This is a genomic window from Streptosporangium sp. G12, from assembly GCF_052983175.1.
Genome location: NZ_JBRIQO010000005.1, coordinates 85,118 through 106,644, shown reverse-complemented (window position 1 = coordinate 106,644; position 21,527 = coordinate 85,118). Strand labels below are relative to the sequence as shown.

Annotated in this window: 23 protein-coding genes; 9 read left to right on the top strand and 14 right to left on the bottom strand. The window is 69.3% G+C overall.

The window, feature by feature from the left end; translation table 11 throughout:
* Window positions 1–6: 6 nt before the first annotated feature.
* The 7 genes from ACVCAG_RS09575 to ACVCAG_RS09545 form a co-directional block, all read right to left on the bottom strand.
* Window positions 7–1,098: a pectate lyase family protein gene (locus tag ACVCAG_RS09575; RefSeq protein ID WP_447189744.1), complete on the bottom strand. Its 1,092-nt coding sequence runs from the start codon at window positions 1,096–1,098 to the stop codon at window positions 7–9.
* Window positions 1,099–1,109: 11 nt separating this feature from the next.
* On the bottom strand, window positions 1,110–2,165 hold the full coding sequence (locus tag ACVCAG_RS09570; RefSeq protein WP_440087679.1) for a pectate lyase family protein: 1,056 nt from the start codon (window positions 2,163–2,165) through the stop codon (window positions 1,110–1,112).
* A gap of 743 nt (window positions 2,166–2,908) precedes the next feature.
* Window positions 2,909–3,238 (bottom strand): DUF5709 domain-containing protein, encoded by a 330-nt coding sequence (locus tag ACVCAG_RS09565; protein WP_440087678.1) that lies wholly within the window; start codon window positions 3,236–3,238, stop codon window positions 2,909–2,911.
* Between the two features lie 81 nt (window positions 3,239–3,319).
* Entirely contained in the window at window positions 3,320–3,814 is a 495-nt protein-coding gene (locus ACVCAG_RS09560) for an NUDIX domain-containing protein (protein WP_440087677.1), read from the bottom strand.
* Between the two features lie 100 nt (window positions 3,815–3,914).
* Window positions 3,915–4,460 carry a GNAT family N-acetyltransferase gene (locus ACVCAG_RS09555; protein ID WP_440087676.1) on the bottom strand — a complete coding sequence of 182 codons (546 nt, stop codon included), beginning with the start codon at window positions 4,458–4,460 and terminating at the stop codon, window positions 3,915–3,917.
* Between the two features lie 412 nt (window positions 4,461–4,872).
* Window positions 4,873–5,430, bottom strand: coding sequence for an RICIN domain-containing protein (locus ACVCAG_RS09550; RefSeq protein ID WP_447189743.1), 558 nt, complete (start codon window positions 5,428–5,430; stop codon window positions 4,873–4,875).
* Window positions 5,431–5,676: 246 nt separating this feature from the next.
* A complete protein-coding gene (locus ACVCAG_RS09545; RefSeq protein ID WP_447189742.1) occupies window positions 5,677–7,119 on the bottom strand; it encodes a glycosyl hydrolase in 1,443 nt (480 codons plus the stop codon).
* Between the two features lie 247 nt (window positions 7,120–7,366).
* Between ACVCAG_RS09545 and ACVCAG_RS09540 the strand changes: the two genes are divergently transcribed.
* Window positions 7,367–8,488, top strand: coding sequence for a sensor histidine kinase (locus tag ACVCAG_RS09540; RefSeq protein ID WP_447189741.1), 1,122 nt, complete (start codon window positions 7,367–7,369; stop codon window positions 8,486–8,488).
* A 78-nt stretch (window positions 8,489–8,566) separates the two neighbouring features.
* Entirely contained in the window at window positions 8,567–9,229 is a 663-nt protein-coding gene (locus ACVCAG_RS09535; RefSeq protein ID WP_440087672.1) for a response regulator, read from the top strand.
* 55 nt (window positions 9,230–9,284) lie between these two features.
* Here ACVCAG_RS09535 and ACVCAG_RS09530 read toward each other — a convergent pair whose 3' ends face one another.
* Together ACVCAG_RS09530 and ACVCAG_RS09525 are read right to left on the bottom strand one after the other, a co-directional pair.
* Complete coding sequence (locus ACVCAG_RS09530) at window positions 9,285–10,118, bottom strand: MmyB family transcriptional regulator (RefSeq protein ID WP_440087671.1); 834 nt, start codon at window positions 10,116–10,118, stop codon at window positions 9,285–9,287.
* Between the two features lie 42 nt (window positions 10,119–10,160).
* Window positions 10,161–11,093 carry an SDR family oxidoreductase gene (locus ACVCAG_RS09525; protein ID WP_447189740.1) on the bottom strand — a complete coding sequence of 311 codons (933 nt, stop codon included), beginning with the start codon at window positions 11,091–11,093 and terminating at the stop codon, window positions 10,161–10,163.
* 392 nt (window positions 11,094–11,485) lie between these two features.
* On the opposite strand from ACVCAG_RS09525, the gene ACVCAG_RS09520 reads away from it, so the two are divergent.
* Complete coding sequence (locus ACVCAG_RS09520; protein ID WP_440087669.1) at window positions 11,486–12,487, top strand: hypothetical protein; 1,002 nt, start codon at window positions 11,486–11,488, stop codon at window positions 12,485–12,487.
* A 62-nt stretch (window positions 12,488–12,549) separates the two neighbouring features.
* On the opposite strand, the gene ACVCAG_RS09515 is transcribed toward ACVCAG_RS09520, so the two are convergent.
* Entirely contained in the window at window positions 12,550–13,704 is a 1,155-nt protein-coding gene (locus ACVCAG_RS09515) for an alkaline phosphatase PhoX (RefSeq protein WP_440087668.1), read from the bottom strand.
* Between the two features lie 198 nt (window positions 13,705–13,902).
* On the opposite strand from ACVCAG_RS09515, the gene ACVCAG_RS09510 reads away from it, so the two are divergent.
* Entirely contained in the window at window positions 13,903–14,499 is a 597-nt protein-coding gene (locus ACVCAG_RS09510; RefSeq protein WP_440087667.1) for a TetR/AcrR family transcriptional regulator C-terminal domain-containing protein, read from the top strand.
* 80 nt (window positions 14,500–14,579) lie between these two features.
* Here the strand turns inward: ACVCAG_RS09510 and ACVCAG_RS09505 are convergent, their stop codons facing one another.
* Window positions 14,580–14,810 (bottom strand): hypothetical protein, encoded by a 231-nt coding sequence (locus tag ACVCAG_RS09505; RefSeq protein ID WP_440087666.1) that lies wholly within the window; start codon window positions 14,808–14,810, stop codon window positions 14,580–14,582.
* Window positions 14,811–15,190: 380 nt separating this feature from the next.
* Between ACVCAG_RS09505 and ACVCAG_RS09500 the strand changes: the two genes are divergently transcribed.
* A complete protein-coding gene (locus ACVCAG_RS09500) occupies window positions 15,191–16,048 on the top strand; it encodes a Scr1 family TA system antitoxin-like transcriptional regulator (RefSeq protein ID WP_440087665.1) in 858 nt (285 codons plus the stop codon).
* Between the two features lie 5 nt (window positions 16,049–16,053).
* Window positions 16,054–16,296, top strand: a complete 243-nt coding sequence (locus ACVCAG_RS09495) for a DUF397 domain-containing protein (RefSeq protein WP_447189791.1) — start codon at window positions 16,054–16,056, stop codon at window positions 16,294–16,296.
* Window positions 16,297–16,461: 165 nt separating this feature from the next.
* Here ACVCAG_RS09495 and ACVCAG_RS09490 read toward each other — a convergent pair whose 3' ends face one another.
* Window positions 16,462–17,286, bottom strand: coding sequence for a DUF6461 domain-containing protein (locus ACVCAG_RS09490; protein ID WP_440087664.1), 825 nt, complete (start codon window positions 17,284–17,286; stop codon window positions 16,462–16,464).
* Between the two features lie 194 nt (window positions 17,287–17,480).
* On the opposite strand from ACVCAG_RS09490, the gene ACVCAG_RS09485 reads away from it, so the two are divergent.
* Complete coding sequence (locus ACVCAG_RS09485) at window positions 17,481–17,981, top strand: GyrI-like domain-containing protein (protein WP_447189739.1); 501 nt, start codon at window positions 17,481–17,483, stop codon at window positions 17,979–17,981.
* A gap of 81 nt (window positions 17,982–18,062) precedes the next feature.
* Here ACVCAG_RS09485 and ACVCAG_RS09480 read toward each other — a convergent pair whose 3' ends face one another.
* The gene (locus tag ACVCAG_RS09480; protein ID WP_447189738.1) at window positions 18,063–18,200 is read right to left on the bottom strand and encodes a hypothetical protein; all 138 of its coding nucleotides are present in this window, start codon (window positions 18,198–18,200) and stop codon (window positions 18,063–18,065) included.
* Window positions 18,201–18,403: 203 nt separating this feature from the next.
* Between ACVCAG_RS09480 and ACVCAG_RS09475 the strand changes: the two genes are divergently transcribed.
* The gene (locus tag ACVCAG_RS09475; protein ID WP_447189737.1) at window positions 18,404–19,633 is read left to right on the top strand and encodes a S1 family peptidase; all 1,230 of its coding nucleotides are present in this window, start codon (window positions 18,404–18,406) and stop codon (window positions 19,631–19,633) included.
* A 52-nt stretch (window positions 19,634–19,685) separates the two neighbouring features.
* Here ACVCAG_RS09475 and ACVCAG_RS09470 read toward each other — a convergent pair whose 3' ends face one another.
* Window positions 19,686–20,492: a hypothetical protein gene (locus ACVCAG_RS09470; RefSeq protein WP_440087661.1), complete on the bottom strand. Its 807-nt coding sequence runs from the start codon at window positions 20,490–20,492 to the stop codon at window positions 19,686–19,688.
* A gap of 208 nt (window positions 20,493–20,700) precedes the next feature.
* Here ACVCAG_RS09470 and ACVCAG_RS09465 point away from each other — a divergent pair, with 208 nt between their 5' ends.
* The gene (locus tag ACVCAG_RS09465) at window positions 20,701–21,480 is read left to right on the top strand and encodes an arylamine N-acetyltransferase family protein (RefSeq protein WP_447189736.1); all 780 of its coding nucleotides are present in this window, start codon (window positions 20,701–20,703) and stop codon (window positions 21,478–21,480) included.
* The last annotated feature ends 47 nt before the right edge of the window (window positions 21,481–21,527 follow it).

Below are 21,527 nucleotides of genomic sequence, written 5' to 3'. Positions count from 1 at the left end.
AGGGAGCTAGCAGCCGATCTTCCCGACACCCGCGCCGGCGGACACGGTCGCCGGGACGGTCGCGGGGTCGTCGACGGTGTACGGGTAGTACGTGCGCGGCTCGACGACGGTGCCGGCCGTCTGGGGGGTGCCGGAGCCGACGTAGCGGTTGTTCCGCTCCACCACCCGGCCGGGACCGCTCTTGTCGTAGCCCACGTAGATCGGGTGGGCGACGTTCTCGAAGTAGTTGCCCTCGACGAGCACGCCGGCGTTCTCCGTGGACGCGACGCCGTAGAGCGCGTTGTCGCGGTAGTAGTTGTTGAGGACGTGGACCGGTTCGGCGAAGCGCACCCGGGGGTGCCGCTGGTCGGTGCCGTCGAAGAAGTTGTGGTGGTAGGTGACGCGCAGCTTCCCGACGTCGGCGGTGTAGCTGTCCGAGTGGCCCAGCAGTGCCGACTTGCTGTGGTGGTGGAAGTGGTTCCACGAGACCGTGACGAAGTCCGACTCCCGCTTGATGTCGAGCAGGCCGTCGTAGCCGTCCGAGAGGTCGTTGTGGTCGATCCACACGTGGTGCGCCTTGTTCGTGACGCTGATCGAGTCGTCCTCGGCGCCGGTGAACCGGATGTTCCTGATGATCACGTTGTTGCCCGGCCGGGTCGTCGAGCCGAGCTGGAGGCCGCCACCGGTGATCTCGGCGGTCGTGCCCACGCCCAGGATGCTCTTGTTCGCGACCACGGTGAGCATGCCGGACACCTGGATGCGGCCGGACACCTGGATCACGTACGGGCCGGGCCGGCCGACGTAGTCCTTCAGGGCCGCGGCCGTGGTCACGGTGACGACGGGCCCTCCGGCACCGCCGGTGGTGCCGTTCTGGCCGAGGGCGTTGACGGTGGCGAAGCCGGTCGGCGTGCCGGTGCAGGCCGCGGCGAGTTTCCCCGCCGCCTGCCCTGTCACGGAGCCCGTCCTCGCGGTGGCCGTACCCGAGGCGGTGGTGTCGGCGCTCGCGGCGCCACCCGCGCCGGCGCTCGCGGCGCCACCCGCGCCGGCGAGCGCGGCGACCAGGAGCGCCGCGGCGGCGGCCGAGCGGAGGCGGGGGCGGGGGCGGTGTTCGGCGTTCATCGTCGTCTCCCTCAGATCTTCCCGACGCCGGCACCGGCGGGCACGATGGTCGGCACCGCGGAGGCCGGATCCGCGCCGTAGGAGTAGTAGGTGCGCGGCTCGGTCACGGTGCCCCGGGTCTCGATGGCGTGGTTGCAGTCGACCAGGATGTTGCCGCGCTCGACCAGGCGCCCGAGGTCCCCGCTGAACTCCACCCGTCCGGGGTTGTTGACGCTGTAGAAGTAGTTGTTCTCGACCAGCACCCCGGCGTCGTAGGTGGACGCGATGCCGTAGCTGTTGTCCCGGTAGTAGTTGTTGTAGACGTGCACGACGTTCGCGAAGCGCACCCGGGGGTGCCGCTGGTCGGAGGCGTCGAAGAAGTTGTGGTGGTAGGTGACGCGCAGCCGGCCGATGTCCTGCGGGCCCGCGTCCTCGTCGTGGGAGAGCAGCAGCGTCTTGTCGTGGTCGTGGAACCTGTTCCAGGAGACGGTCACGAAGTCCGAGCCGCGCTTGATGTCGACCGCGCCGTCGTCCCCGTTGGAGAAGTCGTTGTGGTCGATCCAGACGTGGTGGCTGAACATCTGCACGTTGATCATGTCGTCGGTGGCGCCGGAGAACGCGATGTTGCGGATGATGATGTTGTGCACGGCGTTCGCGGGCGGCGAGGTGACGGAGTCGCTGACCGGCAGGCCGATGTTCAGCCCGCCGCCGACCAGCGCGGCGTTCGCGCCGACCCCGATGATCGTCTTGTCCGACGTGACGTTGTGCATGCCGTCGCTGGAGCCGGTGGGCAGGGTGATCCGGCCGGTGACCTGGATGACGTACGGCCCGGGGCGGGCGATGTAGTCGAGGAACTGCGCGGTCGTGGCCGCGGTGACCGTGGGGCCTCCGGCACCGCCGGTGGTGCCGTTCTGGCCGAGGGCGTTGACGGTGGAGAAGCCGATCTGGGCGTTGACCGGGTCCGCGTACCGCGCGGTTCCGGTCTCCGCCACAGCGGGGCCGATCAGGGCGGAGATCAGGAGGGCGACGGCCGTGAGGATGAGTGCCGTGCGCGGGGTGGTTCCGGGTGCGGGACGCGGCGGCTCCATGGGTTCCGAGGGAAGGGGCCGTGGTGGCGGAGGGGGGGTGGGTCTGGGGGACACGTGTTCTCTGCTCTCTGCGCGCGGTCGCGGTCGCGGCGGCGTGCGGTCAGGCGGCAGCGTGAAGCCGGGAGAGGAGTACGGGATGTCCGCGGTGCGCGGCTCGTCGGCGCGCCGGCCCCGGTCTCCGGTAAGGAGACGGTGCGCCGGTCGCGCGGGAGGCGGTGCGTTCCCACAGCGCGGCGGTCGTCGTCTCGCCGGGCCGGTCCGCCCGTGGGGTGAGGCCGCGCGGCGCGCCGTGGGAGGTGAGGCGGGAGTGGTCACCGCACTCGGGAAAAGGGAGGGCTCGGGTCAGTGCGCGGTTATGGCATCACCACCTTTCAGAGGGCGGGCGCTTCCCGGCGGGGCGCTAGGAAAGCGCTTTCCAGACGGGCCCGAGTTTATGTTTCCAACAAGTTTCTGTCAATGCTCCCGGCCTGCCCTCGGGAGGCGCGGGTGGCGGGCCCGGGTTCACGGAGGTGGCGGAGGGTGCGCGGAGGGTGCGCGGAGGGTGCGCGGAGGGTGCGCGGAGGGTGCGCGGCGCGGAGGGAGAACCGTTCCGGCGTATGGGGCTCGGGCGGGAGGCGGTTCCGGCGCACGAGGTGCGCGGGCGGGAAACCGTTCGCCCCGGGCCTCGTCGTGTCGATGAGGCCCGGGGGCGCGTCCGGTGATTCGTGCCCGGTTCGCGAGCGCCGGGATTTCCGCGGCGATTCTCAGGTGTCGCGGTACTCGATGTCGGGCTCGATGTGGACGGCGCGCTCCTCGGCGGACAGGTCGCCGTCGTCGAGACCCGCCTCCGAGGCGTACTCCTCCGAGGTCTCGTCGGGGCTCAGCCCCTCGTCCGGCGCCACCAGGCGGGTCCCGTCACGCGGGCTCCGCTCGCGGTCCGGTGCCTCGCGCCGGAGGCGCTCGTCGAGGGTGTCCTGGTGCTCGTCGTCGTGTTCGACGATCTCGTGGTTGAGGCCGAGGTCGTCGGTCCACTCCTCGACCTCGATCGCCTGCTCGTCGCTCAGACCCTCGCGGTCTGGGGGTGTTTCGGTCATACCGCGGCCCTACCCGTTTTATCGCCTTAAATCCCAGGTCAGCTCTCCGTCGCGCCTCCGCCGAGCCCGTGAGCGGCTTTCTCAGCCTTCGGCGCCCGGAGGGTCGTCCGGCAGGTAGACGGGGTGCTGGTTCTCGCGGGCCAGGCGTCCGGCGGCGAGACGGGGCGCGACGTGCGCCGGCAGGAGGGGGGCGGCGGCGTCCCAGGGGAGGAACGCCGCCTCGTCGAGCTCCGCGACCTGCAGCCGTATGCGGGCGGGGTCGTCCAGGACGCCGCCGTCGAACATGAAGTTGATCATTGCGCGGGGGCGGTCCCTCGCCGGCGGAATCCACTGGACCACGAGCAGCTCGCCCGCCTTGACGGACACGCCGAGCTCCTCGGCCACCTCGCGCGTGGCGCCGTCGTGGGGTGCCTCGCCCTCCTCGACGATCCCGCCGGGAAAGTTCCAGCCGGGCCGGTAGTTGGGCTTGACCAGCAGGACGCGGTCCTCCGCGTCGGTGAGCAGCATGCAGGCCGAGACGAACACGCTGGGCAGGGTGGCGTACCAGTCGGCGGGGTCGGGATAGGGCTCGCTCATCCCTGCCACGCTACCTCCGTGACCGGCCGGTCACGGATGGATCCGCCGATCCGTCCGCTGCGAGGGAGCCCTTCCCGCCTGGCGGGTCGCCGCCTCTCGCTCAGCCGAGTTTCCTGACCAGGAGTTCCATTTCCAGGTCGTCCCGGGTCGGCACGCCGACGCTCTCGTCGTCGTAGGGGAAGGGGATCATCTCGCCGGTGCGGGTGTAGCCGCGGCGCACGTACCAGGCCAGGAGTTCCTCGCGTGCCGAGATCACCGTCATGCGCATCTCGCCCACGCCCCAGGCGTCGCGGGCGAAGCGCTCGGCCTCGGCGAGGACCGCCTTGCCGAAGCCGCCGCCCTGCAGGGTGGGGCGTACGGCGAACATCCCGAAGTACGCGTACCCGCCCCGGTGCTCCACCTGGCAGCAGGCGACGATCTCGCCTTCCACCTCCATGACGATCATGTGACTTTCCGGCTTCTCGATCTCGGCGGTCACGCTCTCGGCGTTCGTCCGCCGCCCGCTCAGCAGGTTCGCCTCGGTCGTCCATCCGGCGCGGCTCGACTCGCCCCGGTACGCCGAATCGACCAGGAGCACCAGGGCGGGCACGTCCGCGACGGTGGCCGCGCGGAACGTCGGTGGCGCGGTCCGGAAGGGGCTGTTCATGCGGATGATCCTCTCAACAGATGTGAGACGTATGCGAACACCGAGTCGCCGATCATGCGAATCATACCTAAATAGGGCTTTTATCCTTTCTTTTCGTGTAGAGAGTTCTTCGTGTGGAGAATCCTTTATGCCGAGCGGAGAGCGCCGAGCGGAGAGCGCGGCGGCCGTGTCACCCCTGGTGGAGTCGCCGGGAAACGGCTCGGCGCCGGAAGCGCGGGAGGTGTCCCGCGATCCCGGCGCCCGGACTCCCGGGAAGGTGGCGTTCCCCTCCTGCTCGCCACCTTCCTGTCCGTCCCCTGCAGGCGGGGCGCCCCGGCTTCCCCCGAAGCCTTTCCCCGGGCCCCCGGCCGGGGCGTCGCGCTCGAACGTCCGTTCAGGCGATCTGCTGAGACGGCCCGCTCGGACGTCTCGCTCAGACCCCGAAGATCGACCAGCGCTGGTTGAAGTCCCCGTTGTCGGACCGCTGGGTGATCCTGGTTCCACTGCCGCTCCCGTCGGCGGTGGCGACCAGGCCGCTGTTGCGGTTCTCCAGCTTCAGGAAGGTCGCGTTGACACTGAAGTCACGGATCCACTGCTGGCTGAGGCTGCCGTCACACGCCTTGGTGATCACGGCCGCGCCGCTGCTCTTGGACTTGCCGTTGACGTCCAGGCAGCCGCCCTGCTGGTTGGCGAAGGTGAAGGCGATCCTGCCGCCTCCCAGGACCTGGACCTGCTCCATGGTCCACCGCTGGTTGAGGAAGGGGCCGTCGTTCTGCAGGACCGCGATGCCGAGGGCGGCGGTGGCCGGGCTCTTGGCCAGCGCGGTCTGCGGGGCGTTCTGCGGTGAGATGTTCACCAGCGTGCCCGCGCTCGCCGACGCGGCCGGTGAGGTGGCCAGGACCCCGGCGACGACCGCCGCCGCGGCGAGCGCCGAGGCGGCGATCGAGGACCTGCGCCCGAGGGCGCCGGAACGGGGATGGACAGGCGACATGAGATGCTCCGTTTTCTGAATGGCGGGCGAAGGCCGCACCTGACGATCGGAACGCCCCGTCTGTTCGGTGGCGTCCGTACAACCGGCAAGGTAGCGCCCTGCCGAACGCGCCCACCATGGAGAAATACGCGCTCGTCCGGACTTCGGCCGGAGGAGAAACGGGTCTGGCCCGCGCGAGACAGGACTCGCGCGGGCCAGACGTGGGGAGGCCGCGGACCCGGCCCGGGTCCTCGGCGATGATCTAGGTCACTCGGCCGCCTGGAAGGCGCGGCCCGCGAGGGTGGGGACGCCGTTGCTCCGGAACAGCCCGCTGTTGGGCTCGGTGTCGGAGGAGGGCAGGCCGAACCAGGCGTAGCGCTGCACGTACGGCAGGGAGGCCAGCATCTTGGTGGACGCGGTGACGAAGGCGGCCTGCTGCGCGTCCGTGGGGAAGCGGACGCCGTTCGAGAAGTCGATCAGGGCGTACTCGGTGAGCCAGATCGGCTTGCGGTAGCGCTCGTACACGGCCTGGATGTACGACTTGAGCTGGCCGACCGCCGCCTCGGCGCGGAAGTCGCCGCCGTACCAGTGCAGCGTGACGAAGTCGACGCGGTAGTTCTTCTGGGCCGCCCCGGTCATGAACCGGTCCAGCCAGCCGCCCGCCCGGTCACCGCCCCAGGCGACGGCGGGGCTGCCGACCTTCAGGCCGGTCGCGGTGAGCCTCGGCCACAGCGACAGCGCCTTGTCCACGGTCATGTTGGACTGCTCGGCGAAGTCCGGCTCGTTGAAACCGAGCAGGTAGGGAGAGCCGGCGTTCTTCGCCTGGGCGAGGTTCTGGTCGGTGACGCTGTCGGCCCCCCAGATCATCGGGACGAACTCCGTCCCCTTGGGTGTGGTGACGCCGTTGTGGTTCGTGGACCACGTGTAGTACCAGCTCGCGCCGGAGGCTTCGAGCGCCGCGCTGACGTTGGGCGCCTGCCACACGCCCACGCCCTTCTTGCCGGAGGTTCCCGTGGGGGGGACCTCCGGGACCGGCGTGGTCGGGGTCTTGCTGGGAGTGGAGCTCGGGGTGGAGCTCGGCGTCGGCTTGGTCGGCGTGGCGCTGGGGGTGGAACTCGGGGTGCGGCTCGGGCTCGAACTCGGCGCCGGCCTGGTCGGGGTGGCGCTGGGCACCGGGGTGGCCGAGCCCTTGCCGAAGACCTGGAACTCCCAGAGCGAGACGCCGTACTGGCTGGACCGCTTGGTGGTGTGGAGCCGCACGTACCGGCCGGTGGCCGACACGTTGAGGGTCTGCACGCCGCCCTTGCCCGCGGTCGTGCTGTGGATCGTCTTCCACCGGCCGCCGCCGGAGGACGTCTGGATCCGGAACGCGGTGGCGTGGGCGCGCTCCCAGTTCAGCACGATCTTGTTGATCGCGGTGGACCTGCCCAGGTCCACCTGCAGCCACTGCGGGTCGGTGAACTTGCTGGACCAGCGGGTGCCGCTGTCACCGTCGACCGCGGCCGCGGCGGACAGGTCGCCTCGCTCGACCGAGGAGGCGACGGCCGCCCGGCCCTGCGACAGGGGGGCTTCGGCCGCGCCCGCGGGAAGGGCGCCGTTCACCGCGGAGGCGCCCACGACGGCCACGAGCGCACTTACGAGCGCGGCGCGGCGTACCTGACGAACAGCCGTGCGACCTGCTGCGATACCACGCGGAACAGTCTCACTCATATGGATGAGGTCCTTCGTACGGGGAGTAGAGATCGGACATTGTCGGCGTATCGGGAGGCGTGCCGGATGGGCCGGACCGCGGATTTCCTGTCGGTCGTGTCCGGTGCCGGACGTGTTCGCTCCTGTACAGGAGACCGGCGGGCGGGCCGGGGACAACGGAAATCCGGAAAGGGATTCCGCGCCCTTCCCGTCGCCCGCGCCGTCCGGGCTCGCGATGGGGCGGTGACCGATCTGCGATACTCCGGAAGTGCGCCGTTCGTCCCGCAGCCCGCTCCGGTTGGTCGCCGACGTCGCCGTCTCGCTCGTCGTGGGGCTGTATCTGGTCGCCCTAGTGATGGACGAGGTGGTGCCGCGCGCCGGTCCGCTGGTGATCCTCGGGACGATCGCGGGTGCGGCGCAGGGCGTGGCGCTGTGGTGGCGGCGTTCCCATCCGGTGCCGGTGATGGCGATCGCGCTCGCCGGAGGGGCCCTCGTCCACTTCCTCGCGCCGCAGGGGATCTTTCCGTTCGCGGGCCTCATCGCACTCGGCTCGCTGGCCGCCGCCCGGCCGCCCCGCGTGTCGCTGCCCGCGCTCGCGGCGCTGCTCGCGCTGACCGCGTCGAACTTCCTCACCGCCTCCAGCGAGGAGGCGCAGTTCGCGATGGCGTTCCCGGTCGTCGCCTGGGCGCTCGGCGAGGTCGTGCGCAACCGGCGCGTGGCGATCGACCAGGAGTCGCGCAGGGCGGTCGGCGAGGAGCAGGCGCGGATCGCCCGGGAGGTGCACGACGTGATCGCGCACAGCGTCTCGGTCATCGTCGTGCAGGCGGCGGCCGCCGACGACGTCTTCGACGAGCGCCCCGACCAGGCGCGCGCCGCGCTGCGCTCGATCGAGGCGGCGGGGCGCGACGCGCTCGGGGAACTGCGCCGGCTGCTGGCCGTGGTACGGCCGGAGACGGGCGAGGAGTCGCTCCGGCGGCCGGGACTCGACCGGCTCGGGGAGCTCGTGGAGCCGTTCCGCGCCGCCGGTCTGGAGGTCGCGGTGCGCAGGGAGGGAACCGGCGCCGGTACCGGTGGTGCGCTGCCGGCCGGGGTCGACCTCTCCGCCTACCGGATCGTCCAGGAGGCGCTCACCAACACGCTGCGTCACGCGGGCGCCGGCCGCGCGGAGGTGACCGTCAGGGCCGCCGCGGGGATGCTCGAACTGGACATCCTCGACGACGGGCGCGGGAGCGGCACGGGTGACGAGGGGGGTGGCGACGGCGGCACCGGCCACGGGATCGCGGGGATGCGCGAGCGCGCCGCGATGCTCGGCGGCACCCTCGACGCGGGCCCGCTGCCCGGCGGCGGGTTCCGCGTCCACGCTCGCCTGCCGTTGGGGGCGGTGCGATGAACGTTCGTGTCCGTCTGCCGTTGAGGGCGCCGCGATGAACGTCCGTACCCGCGCTCGCCTGCCGTTGGAGGCGGTGCGATGAGCATCCGGGTGGTGATCGCCGATGACCAGGCGCTGGTCCGCGGCGGCTTCCGGATGATCCTGGAGGCGAGGGCGGATCTCGAGGTGGTCGGCGAGGCAGGGGACGGCGGGGAGGCCGCGATTCTGGTCGAGCGGCTGAGGCCCGACGTCGTCCTGATGGACGTGCGGATGCCCGGCGTCGACGGGCTGGAGGCGACCCGGCGGATCGTCGCCTCGGGGAGTCCGGTCCGGGTCATCGTCCTGACCACCTACGACGTCGACGAGTCCGTGTTCGCCGCCCTGCGCGCCGGGGCGAGCGCGTTCCTGCTCAAGGACGTGCGGCCCGCCGAGCTGGTGGAGGCGATCCGCGTGGTGGCGCGCGGCGACGCGCTGCTCGCGCCGTCGGTCACCCGCAGGCTGCTCGACCGTTTCGTCACCGTTCTGCCTGATCCCGGTGGCTCGCCGCCCGATCTCGGCTCGCTGACCGGGCGGGAGGTCGAGGTGCTGCGGCTGGTCGCGCTCGCGCTGTCCAACGCCGAGATCGCCGAGCGGCTCGTGCTCACCGAGGCCACGGTCAAGACGCACGTCTCCTCGGTGCTGCGCAAGCTCGGCCTGCGCGACCGGGTCCAGGCCGTCGTCCTCGCCTACGACGTGGGACTCGTGCGCCCGCGCTCCACCTGAACGAGGAGCCGGTCCTCCGGGAGCCGCGCTCCGGACGACCCCGACGGGTACGGATTCAGACGCGCAGATCGCCGAGGGCCGGGAGCAGCTGGAGCTTCTCCTGGCTCTCGCTGCCCGGCACGGCGGTGAAGACCAGCAGCATCTGGGACTGGTCGGGGTCGACCAGGGTCTGGCAGTGCAGCTCCAGCAGGCCGAGCCGCGGGTGCAGGATGCGCTTCGTCCCGCAGAACGGGCCCAGGACGGGGTGCTCGTGCCAGAGCGCGGCGAACTCCGGGCTCGCCGCCAGCAGCGCGTCGACCAGCGCGGCCGCGCGCGAGCCCCTGCCGTCCCGCGTGTACGCGTCGCGCAGGCTGGCCGTGAAGAGGCGGTCGTGCGTCGGGTGGTCGTCCTCGGGATAGATCAGCCGCGCGGCCGGGTCGGTGAACCAGCGGTAGTGCATGCTGCGCGCCATCCCGGTGTGGACGCTCTCGTCGCCCATCAGCGCCACCGCGAGCCGGGTCTGCCTGAGCGTCTCGCCGAGATGGCTCATCACCTGCGCGGGGGTGTCCTCCAGCCGGTCGAAGATGCGCATCATCCCGGGGTTGATGTGGTCGCCGCGGAAGACCCGCCGCGGGGTGGCGTGGCCGGCGAGGCGGAACAGGTGGTCGCGCTCCTCAAGGGAGAGGTGCAGTCCCCGGGCGATCGCGGCGAGCATCTGCTCGGACGGGTTGGGCCCGCGCCGCTGCTCGATCCGGCTGTAGTAGTCGGCGGACATGCCGCACAGCGCGGCGACCTCCTCGCGCCGCAGCCCGCCGGTGCGCCGCCGCCGCCCGCGAGGCAGCCCGACGTCCTCGGGCTGCAGCGCCTCCCGCCGGGTGCGCAGGAACTCGGCCAGCTCGGCCCTGTCCATGTGGTGAGTCTCCCCTTTCCGGGAACGGCCGCCGTGAGGATCTCAGGCGGAGGCGAATTCGACCCTGGCCAGCCGCTCGGAGACGTCCCAGAGCCGGGTCGCGGCGGCCTCGTCACGGGCCGGCCTGTAGACGGCCAGCTCGGTCGGGCCCCCGGTGAACTGGCCGAAGCCGTCGGGCCCGTAGAGGCGGCCTCCCCGTGCCCGCGGGTCGGTGGCCGCGTACAGGGCGGGGAGCGCGCCCTTGTCGACGGTCTGCACGAACAGGCCCACGCGGGAGAGCCGCGTCATGATCGCCTCAAGCGGCGAGGGGCGCTTGCGGCCCAGGTTGGGGCCGGACGCGTAGAGGTTCGTCAGGGTCGTGCCGGGGTGCGCGACGTTGCTGACGACGCCCCAGCCGCCGGCCCGGCTGCGCCGGTCGAGCTCGAGGCCGAACAGCAGGTTGGCCAGCTTCGACAGCCCGTACGAACGGATCGGGGAGTATTTCCGCTCGCTCTGCAGGTCGTCCCAGTCGATCTTGGCGGTGCGGGCGGCACTGCTCGACATGGTGGTGACACGGGCCCGGCCGGCGCGCAGCAGCGGCAGGATCCCGCCGACCAGCGCGACGTGGCCGATGTGGTTCGTGCCGAACTGCAGCTCCAGGCCGTCGGCCGTGGTGTGCCGGGTGGCGGGCGACATGACGCCCGCGTTGTTGATCAGGATGTCGACCGGCCGGTCCTCGGCGTTCAGCCTCTTCGCGAAGGCGGCCACGGAGTCCAGCGAGGCCAGATCGAGCTCACGGAGGGAGACCGTCGCTCCGGGAGCCGCCGCGCGGACACGCGCGACGGCCGCCTCGCCCTTGACGGGGTTGCGGACCGGCAGCACGAGCTCGGCGCCCGCCCGGGCCAGGCGTACGGCCAGACCGAGGCCGACGCCGTCGCTCGCACCGGTCACCACGGCGAGTTTCCCGGTCAGATCGGGCACAGACACGTCTTTCATGATAACTCCCTGGTCAGAGGCTGTTTACGGTTGAAGTAAGCGTCGCAAACGCCACGGGGCCGGTCCATGTCGCGCTTATCCACGGATCACCTGTCCGTGGATGAGCGGATGAGCGACCCGGTGCGTGCCGCCGTCTCCGTCCCAGGAGGGAGAGGCGTGGGCGGGCTCGGTCCGGAGGAGGGGGCGAAGGCCGCTCCCGCGTTCGATGCGCGCGGAGGCCGTCCGGACCTAGCGTCACCGCCATGACCGGAAACCCTCCCGACGACCGACGGCTCGCGACCCAGGCGGACCGGACGACCCGGATGTCCGAGACAGCCCGGACATCTCATGCGTCCCAGACGCCTCAGGCGGATCAAGCAGCTGAGGCGGCTGAGGCGGCTCGAACGGCTCCGGTGGCTCCCGGCGGGCGTCCGGGGACGTTACGGCGTATCGCGCCCGCCCTCGGGCTGTTCCTTCTCTCCCCGCTGGTCGCCGAGTACCTGCTCGGCAACGTCCCCTCGTCCGACATCTGGGGCCTGGTCATCCTCGCGCCGATGTACGGCGGCGGCGCGATCATCATTCGCGAGGTGGTCCGGCGCACCGGGCGCGGCTGGCCGGCGATCATCCTGCTGGGGTGCGCGTACGGCGTGCTCGAGGCGACCCTGATCGACCAGACCCTCTTCAACCCCGCCCCGCTGTTCGAGGGGGACGTCTCCCGCGCCGCCACCCTCATCCCGGCACCGGGTCTCAGCGCGACCAACGCCGTGGGGTTCACCGCCGGACACGTGATCTGGAGCATCGGCGTCCCGATCGCCCTCGTCGAGATCCTGGTGCCCCGCCGGGCCACCACCCCCTGGCTGGGCGTACCCGGCCTGATCGTCACCTGCGTCGTGTTCGTCCTCGGCTCCCTCGTTCTCTTCAGCGGCATCTACGACGACAGCGGATTCATGGCCTCGCCGCCGCAGCGGATCGGCGCCGCCGTCGTGGTCGCGCTCCTGGTCGTCGCCGCGTTCCTCGTCGGGCGGCGCCCCCGTCCGGTGACGGGCGGGCGGACGCCGGGGCCCTGGCCGGTGGGCGCGCTGGGGTTCGTCGCGTCCGCGGCGTTCTTCTTCCGTCCCGAGGACTGGTGGGGGGTCGCCGCGGGCATCGCGCTGCTCGCCGCGACGACGATCGTGATCAGCCGGTGGTCGCGACGCGAAGGCTGGGGCGCCGCGCACCGGCTCGCGCTGGCGGGCGGCGCGCTGCTGACCTACGCGCTCGGCGGCTTCCTCCTGCTCATGCTGCACGGCACCGCGAACACCGCCAACCTGATCGGCCAGGTGATCCTCGTCCTCGGCGCGCTCGCCCTCTTCCTCGTGGCCCGCCGGACCGTGCGCGGGACGTCCGGCACGCGAGGAACGGCCGGGGTGGGGTGACCCCGGGGCGTTCCGCGAGCGGCGCCCGGTGCCCGGCCCGGACGCCGTTCGGGGAGGAACCGTCAGGGCTGGGCGCGGAAGGGGCCGGTCACCTCGTAGGTGATGCCGCCGCTGCCGGTCGACGATCCCGAGGTGCCGCGCTGGGAGGAGAAGTACAGGCGCGAGCCGTCCGGCGAGAACGCGGGGCCGGTGACCTCGGAGGAGGACTGGCCGAGGACCCGCAGGAACGGCGCCACGACGCCCTCGGAGGTGATGACGTTGATCTCCATGTCGCCGCCGTCCTCGGCGACGAACAGGTCGCGGCTGTTGGGCGCTCCGGTGATGTTGTCCACGCCGGTCAGCGGGGCGGCGCCGCCGGTCACCAGCGAGTCGTCGTAGGCCAGGTCGAGGGTGGAGGCGGCGGTGTCGTACGCCCAGACCCGGTTGTCGCCCTTGGTGGTGAAGTAGCAGACGCCGCGGTCGTACCAGCAGCCCTCGCCGCCGTCGAAGTGCTTGGCCGCGCCGACCTGGCGCCGCGTCGCGGTCGGGAAGCCGTCGCGGTCGGGGATGTCCTGCCAGGTCACCGGGCCGGTGACCTGACCGGCCGGGGCGCAGAGCACCTGGAGCCTTCCGGTACGCAGGTCACCCCAGGTGTCGGGGACGAAGCGGTAGAAGCAGCCGTCGTCCTCGTCCTCGGTGAGGTAGACGACCTGCCGTACGGGGTCGCAGGCGGCGGCCTCGTGCTTGAAGCGGCCCATCCGGGTGCGCTCCTCGCCGGAGCGCCCGCCGGCGGGCCAGGTCTCGAAGACCCGGCCGAGCGCGATCTCCTCGCACGACAGCCAGGTGCCCCACGGGGTCGCGCCACCGGCGCAGTTGAGGTTGGTGCCGGACAGGATGCGGTACGCCGACGTGATGGAGCCGTCGGCGGCGAAGCGGACCGCGGAGGCCCCTCCGGCGAGCGGGATCTCGGAGTTGGACACGTAGATCCAGCCGGCGCCGTCGGGGAAGCACGCCCCGCCGTCCGGCGCCCAGTGCCAGGTGTGGCCGGCGACCCGCTGCCCGGATCGGGCGATCACCCGGCTGGTGAACCCCGGCGGGAGCTGGATGCCGTTCGCGTCCGCGGCGAGCAGGCCGCCGTACGGGCTGGGTCCTGGCTGGGCGACGGCGCCGAAGGCCTGCCCCCACAGCGCTCCGGAGAACGCCGCGCCCCCGCCTCCGATGACAGCAGCGCGTAACACGGTCCGACGATCCATCGTTGCCTCCGGGTTGGCCGATACATGGTCATCAGCCGGAACGTAAATCGCTCAGGCGACCTTCGCCACCCCTTGGCGTGAACACGAGGTGATCTTCTGGAGCCCGGCTCGCGAGGATCCGCGGTCCGAGCGCCTCTGGCCAGGTGAAGTTATCGTCGATAACAAGACGTGGGGAGGCAACGGATGCGACACACGCGCGCCACGGTGATGCGTACGGCGCTGCGGCTGCTCAACGAGGTCGGGCTCGACGGGCTGACCACCAGGCGGCTGGCGCAGGAGCTCGACGTGCAGTCACCGGCCCTGTACCGCCACTTCGGCAGCAAGCGGGAGCTGCTCGACCACATGGCCGCGGCCATGGTCGAGGACGCGTTCGCGCACCTGGCCCGCCCGGGACCGGGCCAGGACTGGGCCGGCTGGCTCGCCGAACGGGCGCGGGCACTGCGCCGGAGCCTGCTGACCTACCGCGACGGCGCGCGGCTGCACATCGGCACCCGGCCCGTCGGGAACCAGGTCGCGACCTCCAACCTCGTGATCGACGTGCTCGGTGAGGCGGGCTTCCCCCCGGCGGACGCCCGGCGGGCCGTCCTGGTCATCAGCCGCTACACCGTCGGGTGGGCCGTCGAGGAGCAGGCGGGCGCCGACCGCCCGGCACCGGGGGAGTCCCGCGAGGCGGCCGACGCCGACTTCGAGTACGGGCTGAGCGCGATCCTGGCCGGTCTTGGCGCGAGCCTGGACGGTGTCAGCGCTGTTCGCGTGAGCCCGGACGGTGAGGCCCGCTGACGCGGTCCTCGTTCAGGCTTACGCGGCGCCGGGCGACCACCTGGCGCGGCCAGGCCGTCGCCGCACAAGGACGTGGCCGATCAGTTGTCGGCCTCTCCGAGCCAGACGAGATCGGAGCGGAGCCGGTACGCGGCGCTGTCGGCGCTCCGCCAGCTGCCGAACCCCCGAGCGGTCACCCCGACGGTGGCCGCCTCCCCGCCCGGCAGGGCCAGCCCGTACGCCACCACCTCCGCGACGCCCTCTCCGTCGTGGTCGCCGAACTCCTGGACCAGCGCGAACACGCGGGGCAGGCCACCGGCCAGCGCCCGCACGTCATCTCTGGTAGGACCGGCATTCTCGGGAAAGGCGTCTCCTCCGCTTTCGTTTGCCGCCTCCGGCGAGCTCGTGCCGTGGTAAACAATCGGGTGGTCGGAACCGTTGAAGTGCTCCATCTCGGGTGTTTCCTTTCCGGCCGCCGGGACCGGGGCGGGCGTGGCCTCCAAGCGAAGCCCACCCCGGTCCCTTTTCTGTTTCTCGACGTTGACGTAACCCCATAACTCGTAATTGGTCGTCAACTGCCGTTTTTGTGTACTTACTGTGATCACTTGATTACTTTCGGTATAGTGGCACAACTGTAAGGGCTCGACAAGTTGTCCGACCTCATCGATTGGATCGCGCCTCGATGTGCGCGCCCAGCTCGGAAGGAATGGGTATGGCTGCTCCGAAGTGGATCACGTTGCGTTCCCAGTGGCTCGGTCAGCAGCTTCGGGAACTGAGGGAGGCCAACGATCTCCTCCTCAAGGATGTGGCCGAGTATCTGCAACGTGATCCGGGCACCATCAGCCGCTTCGAGTCCGGCGGATATCCCATTCGCAGACCCGACCTGTTCGCGCTCCTCGACCTGTATGGCGTCGCGGACGGTCATCGCCGTGAGGCGTTGCTGAAGCTGAGCCAGGAGGTCTGGCAGAAGGGCTGGTGGGACGGTTATGCCGGAGAGGTCGTCGGCTGGCTCATCGACTACGTCTGGCTGGAGTCACGAGCCAGGAGGATTCACACGTTCGACAACACGCTGCTACCTGGTTTGTTGCAAACCGAGGCTTATGCGCGTGCAGTGATCGCTGCGGCTGATTTCGACGTCGACGTCGAGCAGAGAATGCGCTGGCTCGAACTTCGCATGGCCCGTCAGGGGATCCTCAAGGGTGACGCTCCGCCGCGACTGTCGGTGATCGTCGACGAGGGGGTACTCCGGCGTCAGGTTGGCGGCTCGGAATGCATGGCGACACAACTCCGGCATCTGGCTGGATGTGCCGCCCAGCCGAACATCGAGGTTCGTGTACTCCCGTTCAGCGCCGGAGCGCATGCCAGTCCAACCGGTGCGTTCCGGATTCTCAAGGTTGAGGATCCTTTTCCCGAGGTCGCTTACGCGGATACCGCGAAGGGTGCCATATATGTCGAATCGCCAGATACGGAACGCTTGGTGCAGACATACGATGAATTGCAGAAGCTCGCTCTCACATGTGAGGAGTCGGCCAAGCTGATCTCCGCGACGGCAGAGGAGTTGTTGAGGTGAACGTGATGAAAGGGCGTGAGGTGCCCGCCCCCGGTGAGCTGGCCGGTGTCGTTTGGCATGTCAGTACGCGAAGTGAGAACGGCGGCGGGAACTGCGTCGAGGCCGGGCCGCTGGGCGACGGCAGCGGGCGGGTCGCCGTACGTCACAGTCACCGGCCCGACGGCGAGGTGATCGTCTACACCCGCGCCGAGTGGAAGGCGTTCATCGGCGGCGTCAAGGACGGGGAGTTCGACTTCTCCGCCACGTGAGATACGTGACGGAGGCCTGGGTACGTCGTGGTGCGGGCGGCGTCACGAGCTGCCGCATGAACGTCTCCATGTCTCACGCCAACAAGCGATCATCGACCAAGACACGCTCGAACGGTCACGGGAGATGACCGGATACCGGGGCCGGAATAGGTGTCCGGTGGATGGTCAGACCGCGAGCGGGGTGGTGATGCGCCCGCCGAGAAGAGGCCCTTCGAGGTGGGCGGGAGTGAGCATGACACCGCTGACCCTCGATGCCAGGGCCAGGGCGGCGGGCAGGTGGTTGTCGATCTGATCGTCGGCCGCGGGGTCGATGCCGAGCTCACGCAGGTGATCGTCTAGGTGGCCGGGGTCGGCGCCCTCACGGGTACCTGGAAATCCCGGGTCGAAGGAGGTGTGGACCTGCCCGTCGGCGGCATGGGCGAAGCGGTGGTGGCCGTAGTCCTGGCGGCTGACCGCGATGGCCTGCCCGCCGTCTCGTGACAGCTCTCGGAGCATCTCGGGGCGCACCCCCTGCCAGCCCGACCTCTCCACCGCGACGGTCCACGCTCCGAGAGCGACCACCATGACGAGGTCACCCTGGCCGCCGGTCACCTCAAGACGCTCGTACACATCCTCGTCGGTGAGCGGCCCGACGTCCTGCGGTGCGACTCCGAACCGGCGCAGGACCTCACCTTCGTCCAGGCCCTCGACGAAGGTGAGCGTGTAGTTGGGGCCCAGCGTCCCGGAGTCGTCCTGCCAGGCGTAGTCGTCGGGGGTCGCGCGCCCGTCACCCGGTTCCCGGACGGTGGCGCGGACCAGCTCGACCCGGTCCGCGGCCGCGAGCGCGTCGGGATCGGCCACGAAGAAGGCGTCGATGACCTGGGAGTCGATACGACCACGCTCGCTGACGCTCAGCCCCTGGGTCTTTCCCCATTCGCGGACGCGTTGGCTCAGCTCCCGGTTGAGGACGAAGTACGACACGCGTAACGGGGAGACATCACGATCCGGCACGGAAGAGAACCTATCGGCGGGCGGGCGGGGCTTGTGGCGCTGCCTGCACAGCTCGCGTTCAGACCCTGTGAAGGGCTCGACCGAGGAGATGTGTTCACGCGCATCCGGAACGTCGACCCGGCACCGCCCGATGCGGCATAGTGATGCCGCCCGTGAGTAGCGGATGAGCGGCCGGCGTCGCAACGGAGGTACGGGTGGAGATCCTCGAGGGCCCCTCGGTCGACGTCAAGCCGGATCGGCACTGCGCCGGCATTCGGGTGGTCACGCCGTTCCGCGGCATGTTCGCCGTCCGGGACAGGCTCATGGAGGAGCTGTACGGCCGACTCGACGAGCGGGGCGTCGATTTCGGCCCCGCCTTCTTCCGCCTGCACGTGATCGACATGGCCGGCTCGATGGACGTCGAGGTCGGTGTCGTCACAGAGAAGCCGGTCGAGGGCGAAGGCAGGGTGTGCCCCGATGTGCTGCCGGCGGGCCGGTATGCGACGCTGACCTACGTCAACCACGGTCGCCGGGCGAACCGTACCCTGATCGAGTGGGCGCGGGGACAGGGCCTGACGTTCGACTGCGTGGAGGACCCGGCCGGTGACCGGTTCGGCTGCCGGTACGAGGCCTATCTCACCGACCCGAGGTCCGAGCCGATGAAGACCCGCTGGCGCATCGAGCTCGCCATCCGCCTGGCCGATCAGCCTTCTTAGGAAAGCGTCACGATCGCTGCGAGGATCACCCGATCGGCAACGCGTCGCCACCCGTCGCCTCGCGGCCCAGCAGGCGCCGCTTCACCACGGCCCTGCACCGTCCATGAAAGCGCCGACCTGCTGGCCGCGCTCGCCGACGACGTGTGAAACCCCGGTGCCGAGCTTCGCGGTGACCGGATCTGATTTTGGGATCAGATTTACCGGGACAATCAGATCCAAATCTTAAGAAAGAATCTATGATCTCGTAACCTTCTCGGCGTCATCGCGACACTCGGCCATTCTTTTGGGGACAAATAAAAAGTTGCCTAGGTTGCCGCAGGAAACAATGGTGTCAATCTGTTGATAATCTCTGCGAAGTGTGATCGACTCGGCATTCATATCTCCATGAGATGAGGTTTACGATGCGATTATACGAACTTCCGATGCTGCTGCTCGTCCTCACACTCGTGGTCAGCAATACGGCCACCTCGGCGCATGCGCTCACGCTCTCGTCGGAAGATCCGCCAAAGCCTGGCGAACAGGTTGAGAAGGAGCCCTTCAGCTACCTCTCGCCCGAGACAAAAGAAAGGATGAACGCGCAGGAACTACTTCGGCGGGCAGCCGATCCGGTCATGGACGCCGTGCATTCCAGCACCAAAGACCTGGGATTCGCCGGACTCAAGCTGGAAGACGGCTTCGTTCGGCTCTGGTGGAAGGGGGACGTTCCCGCTCAGGTGGAGCCGGTTCTTGCCCAGGCGCGTCTGAGCGCTCCGGTGAAGGTGGATTCGGCCCGCTTCTCGCGGGAGGAACTCAGGAAAACCGCGGAGGCGATCAGGAAAGACCTTGTCGACAACCCCGGCGGGCCACTTCATGCCGTCGGCATAGAGTCCGACGGCAGCGGGGTCTACGTCGAGGCCGAGACCTCATACGCCAAGAGGGACCTCAGTAAGACATACGGCTCGCTTGACTCTTCCGTGCCCGTTGAGGTCAAGATCGCCAAGCGGGCGGTTCCTGCTGGACGCATGAACGACACCGCGCCGTTCTATGGAGGAATGCGTATTGTCAGTGACGACGGTCTGGCCTGCACCGCAGGATGGCCGGTGGCGGCGACGAGCAATCCCAGCTTTCAATATCTGCTCACAGCGGCTCACTGTACCGGCATGTATACGCACTGGCGAAACGGCGATCGCTCCGTGTACGTTGGTCAAACGCTCCTCGAAAGAACCGACCATGATTTGGCGCTGATTCATGTTCCAAACGGCGCGGCAAGGCACATGTGGGACGGTGGAGTGGTGGGAGGGTGGAACACCTCGGCCGAGTTCTCAAAGCGAATCGCGAGCTGGGGTCACGTATACGAAGGACAGTGGCTCTGCCACTCCGGGCAGAGGAGCGGTGCGGTCTGTGACTTCGAGGTCGTGACCAGCGGCGATTACGCCTACTGCGGTAACGATCCATACGGCAACTACGCGTGCCACTACGACCTGTTCCGTGCCAATCAGCTCTACGGGCAGGGGTCGCTGTCTGGTGACAGTGGAGGGCCGGTTTTCTACCCGGACACGGCCGGGTACGTTCACCCGGTCGGTGTGACATCCGGATCGACCTCGGGCAGCCTGATATTCCAGGATGTATATACCGCGCTGGCGGACTTCCCGATACAGCTGCGAGCCTACTGACGATTCGAGAGCGTGTGCGACCGGTAGTGAAACTCTGCCGGAAGCGGTGATCTCACGGTATTTCAACCGGCACGGGGTTACCTTGCTGATCGACAACGACCCTTCCCTCTAGCGGTCGATCGATTCGTACGGTTCCGCTCCTCAGTATTGCGAAAGCCGGCTGATCGCAGTCGGACTGCGCGGTACTCGATTCACCGGTAAAGATCACCACAGCGGACTGGAGCTGACCGGCTTCGAAATGATCGCCACCCGTCGAGCTGCCGCAGGCATTCGGACCGGCGATCATTTCGAAGGAAAGCGAAGTTTTCGACGTGTCCAGAGACACACTGACGATCGCCGATGATCGCCTTGTCTGACCAAGGCGCCAAAACGCGTCAGGGCTCACCGCCGGCCAGCTTACCGATCCTCCGTTGTCCGTATGGAAGCTCCACGAGGGAAGTGACAGCGAGCCCCTGTCTGTCATCCATTCCAATGGGTTCAGGCGCGCTTCGACGACGGTCATGGTCTCGCCGGGTAATTGTCGAAGCCGCTCAGAGAGGCGATCGAAAGCATCCGCTGCCGATATCTGAGTTAGGCTCACCCTGTCTCCGTGGAGGAGGATCTCCTGGCTCTTCGGCGGATCGTCGGATAGCTTCTCCCGCAAAGTGAACCGCGTTCCCGGCCTGGCGTTACCCACGGACTTGGGGAGATCGTCAACGATGACTATCGGGCGTGGATCTCGTGCGTACGGAAAATCACGCCATCGATCCGCTGCCGCGCGAGATTCACCACCCATTCCTGCCTGTCCGGAACAGGCCGTCACGAGCACAATCGCGGAGGACAACAGAATTATTTTTTTGATGGTATTGATGTCGCCCATGCTTGAAACGCTACTTCATGGTATGACATCACGCCAGTGTCAGATAAGTCATGACGTGCATCTCAAGGTGCGGATGGTGTCCTGCGGCAACGAGCCTTTTAGTCCTGAGCGACGGCTTCTTTCGTCCGGTCGGGGCTCTCCGTCCGCGGGGTGGGCGTTTGCCGATGGCGGGATTCCGGCGGGCACCGGTACGTGGTTTGCTTGCCCCATGGACGAGTCGCAGATCACTCATTATCTGGACAGATTAGGTGTCACCCGGCCCGCGAAGCCGGATGTTGGGAGCCTGCGGGCCCTGCAGCTCGCGCACCTGAGAGCGGTGCCGTTCGAGAATCTGAGCATCCATCTCGGTGAGGCGGTCTCCCTCGAATCCGACGCGCTGTTCGACAAGGTCGTCGGCCGTCGTCGCGGAGGCTTCTGCTACGAGTTGAACGGGTTGCTCGCCGAGTTGCTGACCGGCCTCGGTTACCGGGTGACGCTGCTGGCCGCCAGGGGCTTCAGCGGCAGCGTGCCGGGGCCGCTCTTCGACCACCTGGTGCTCCGCGTCGATCTCGACGAGCCGTGGCTGGTCGACGTCGGGTTCGGCGACTTCGCCGACGAGCCGCTGCGGCTCGACGAGCGTGCGGAGCAGAAGGACGGCGGTGGCGTGTTCCGGATCGCGCCCGCTCCCGGTGACCACGGCGACCGCGGCGATCTCGACATCACGCACAACGGCGACCCGGCCTACCGGCTGACCGCCCGGCCCTACGAGCTGGCGGACTTCGTCCCGATGTGCTGGTGGCAGACGACCTCCCCGCGGTCGCACTTCACCAAGGCGCCGGTCTGCTCGATGCGTACGGCCCGGGGCAGGACCACGCTCCGCGACCGCAGGCTGATCCAGACCGTGGACGGCGAGCGCACCGAACGCGTCCTGGACGAGAGCGAGCTCCTGCCCGCCTACCTCGACCACTTCGGGATCACACTCGACCGGATCCCGTCCGCCGGGGCGTGACCCTCCGTTCCCGGCCCGCTCGGTGGCGAGCGGGAGAGGCGGTGGGC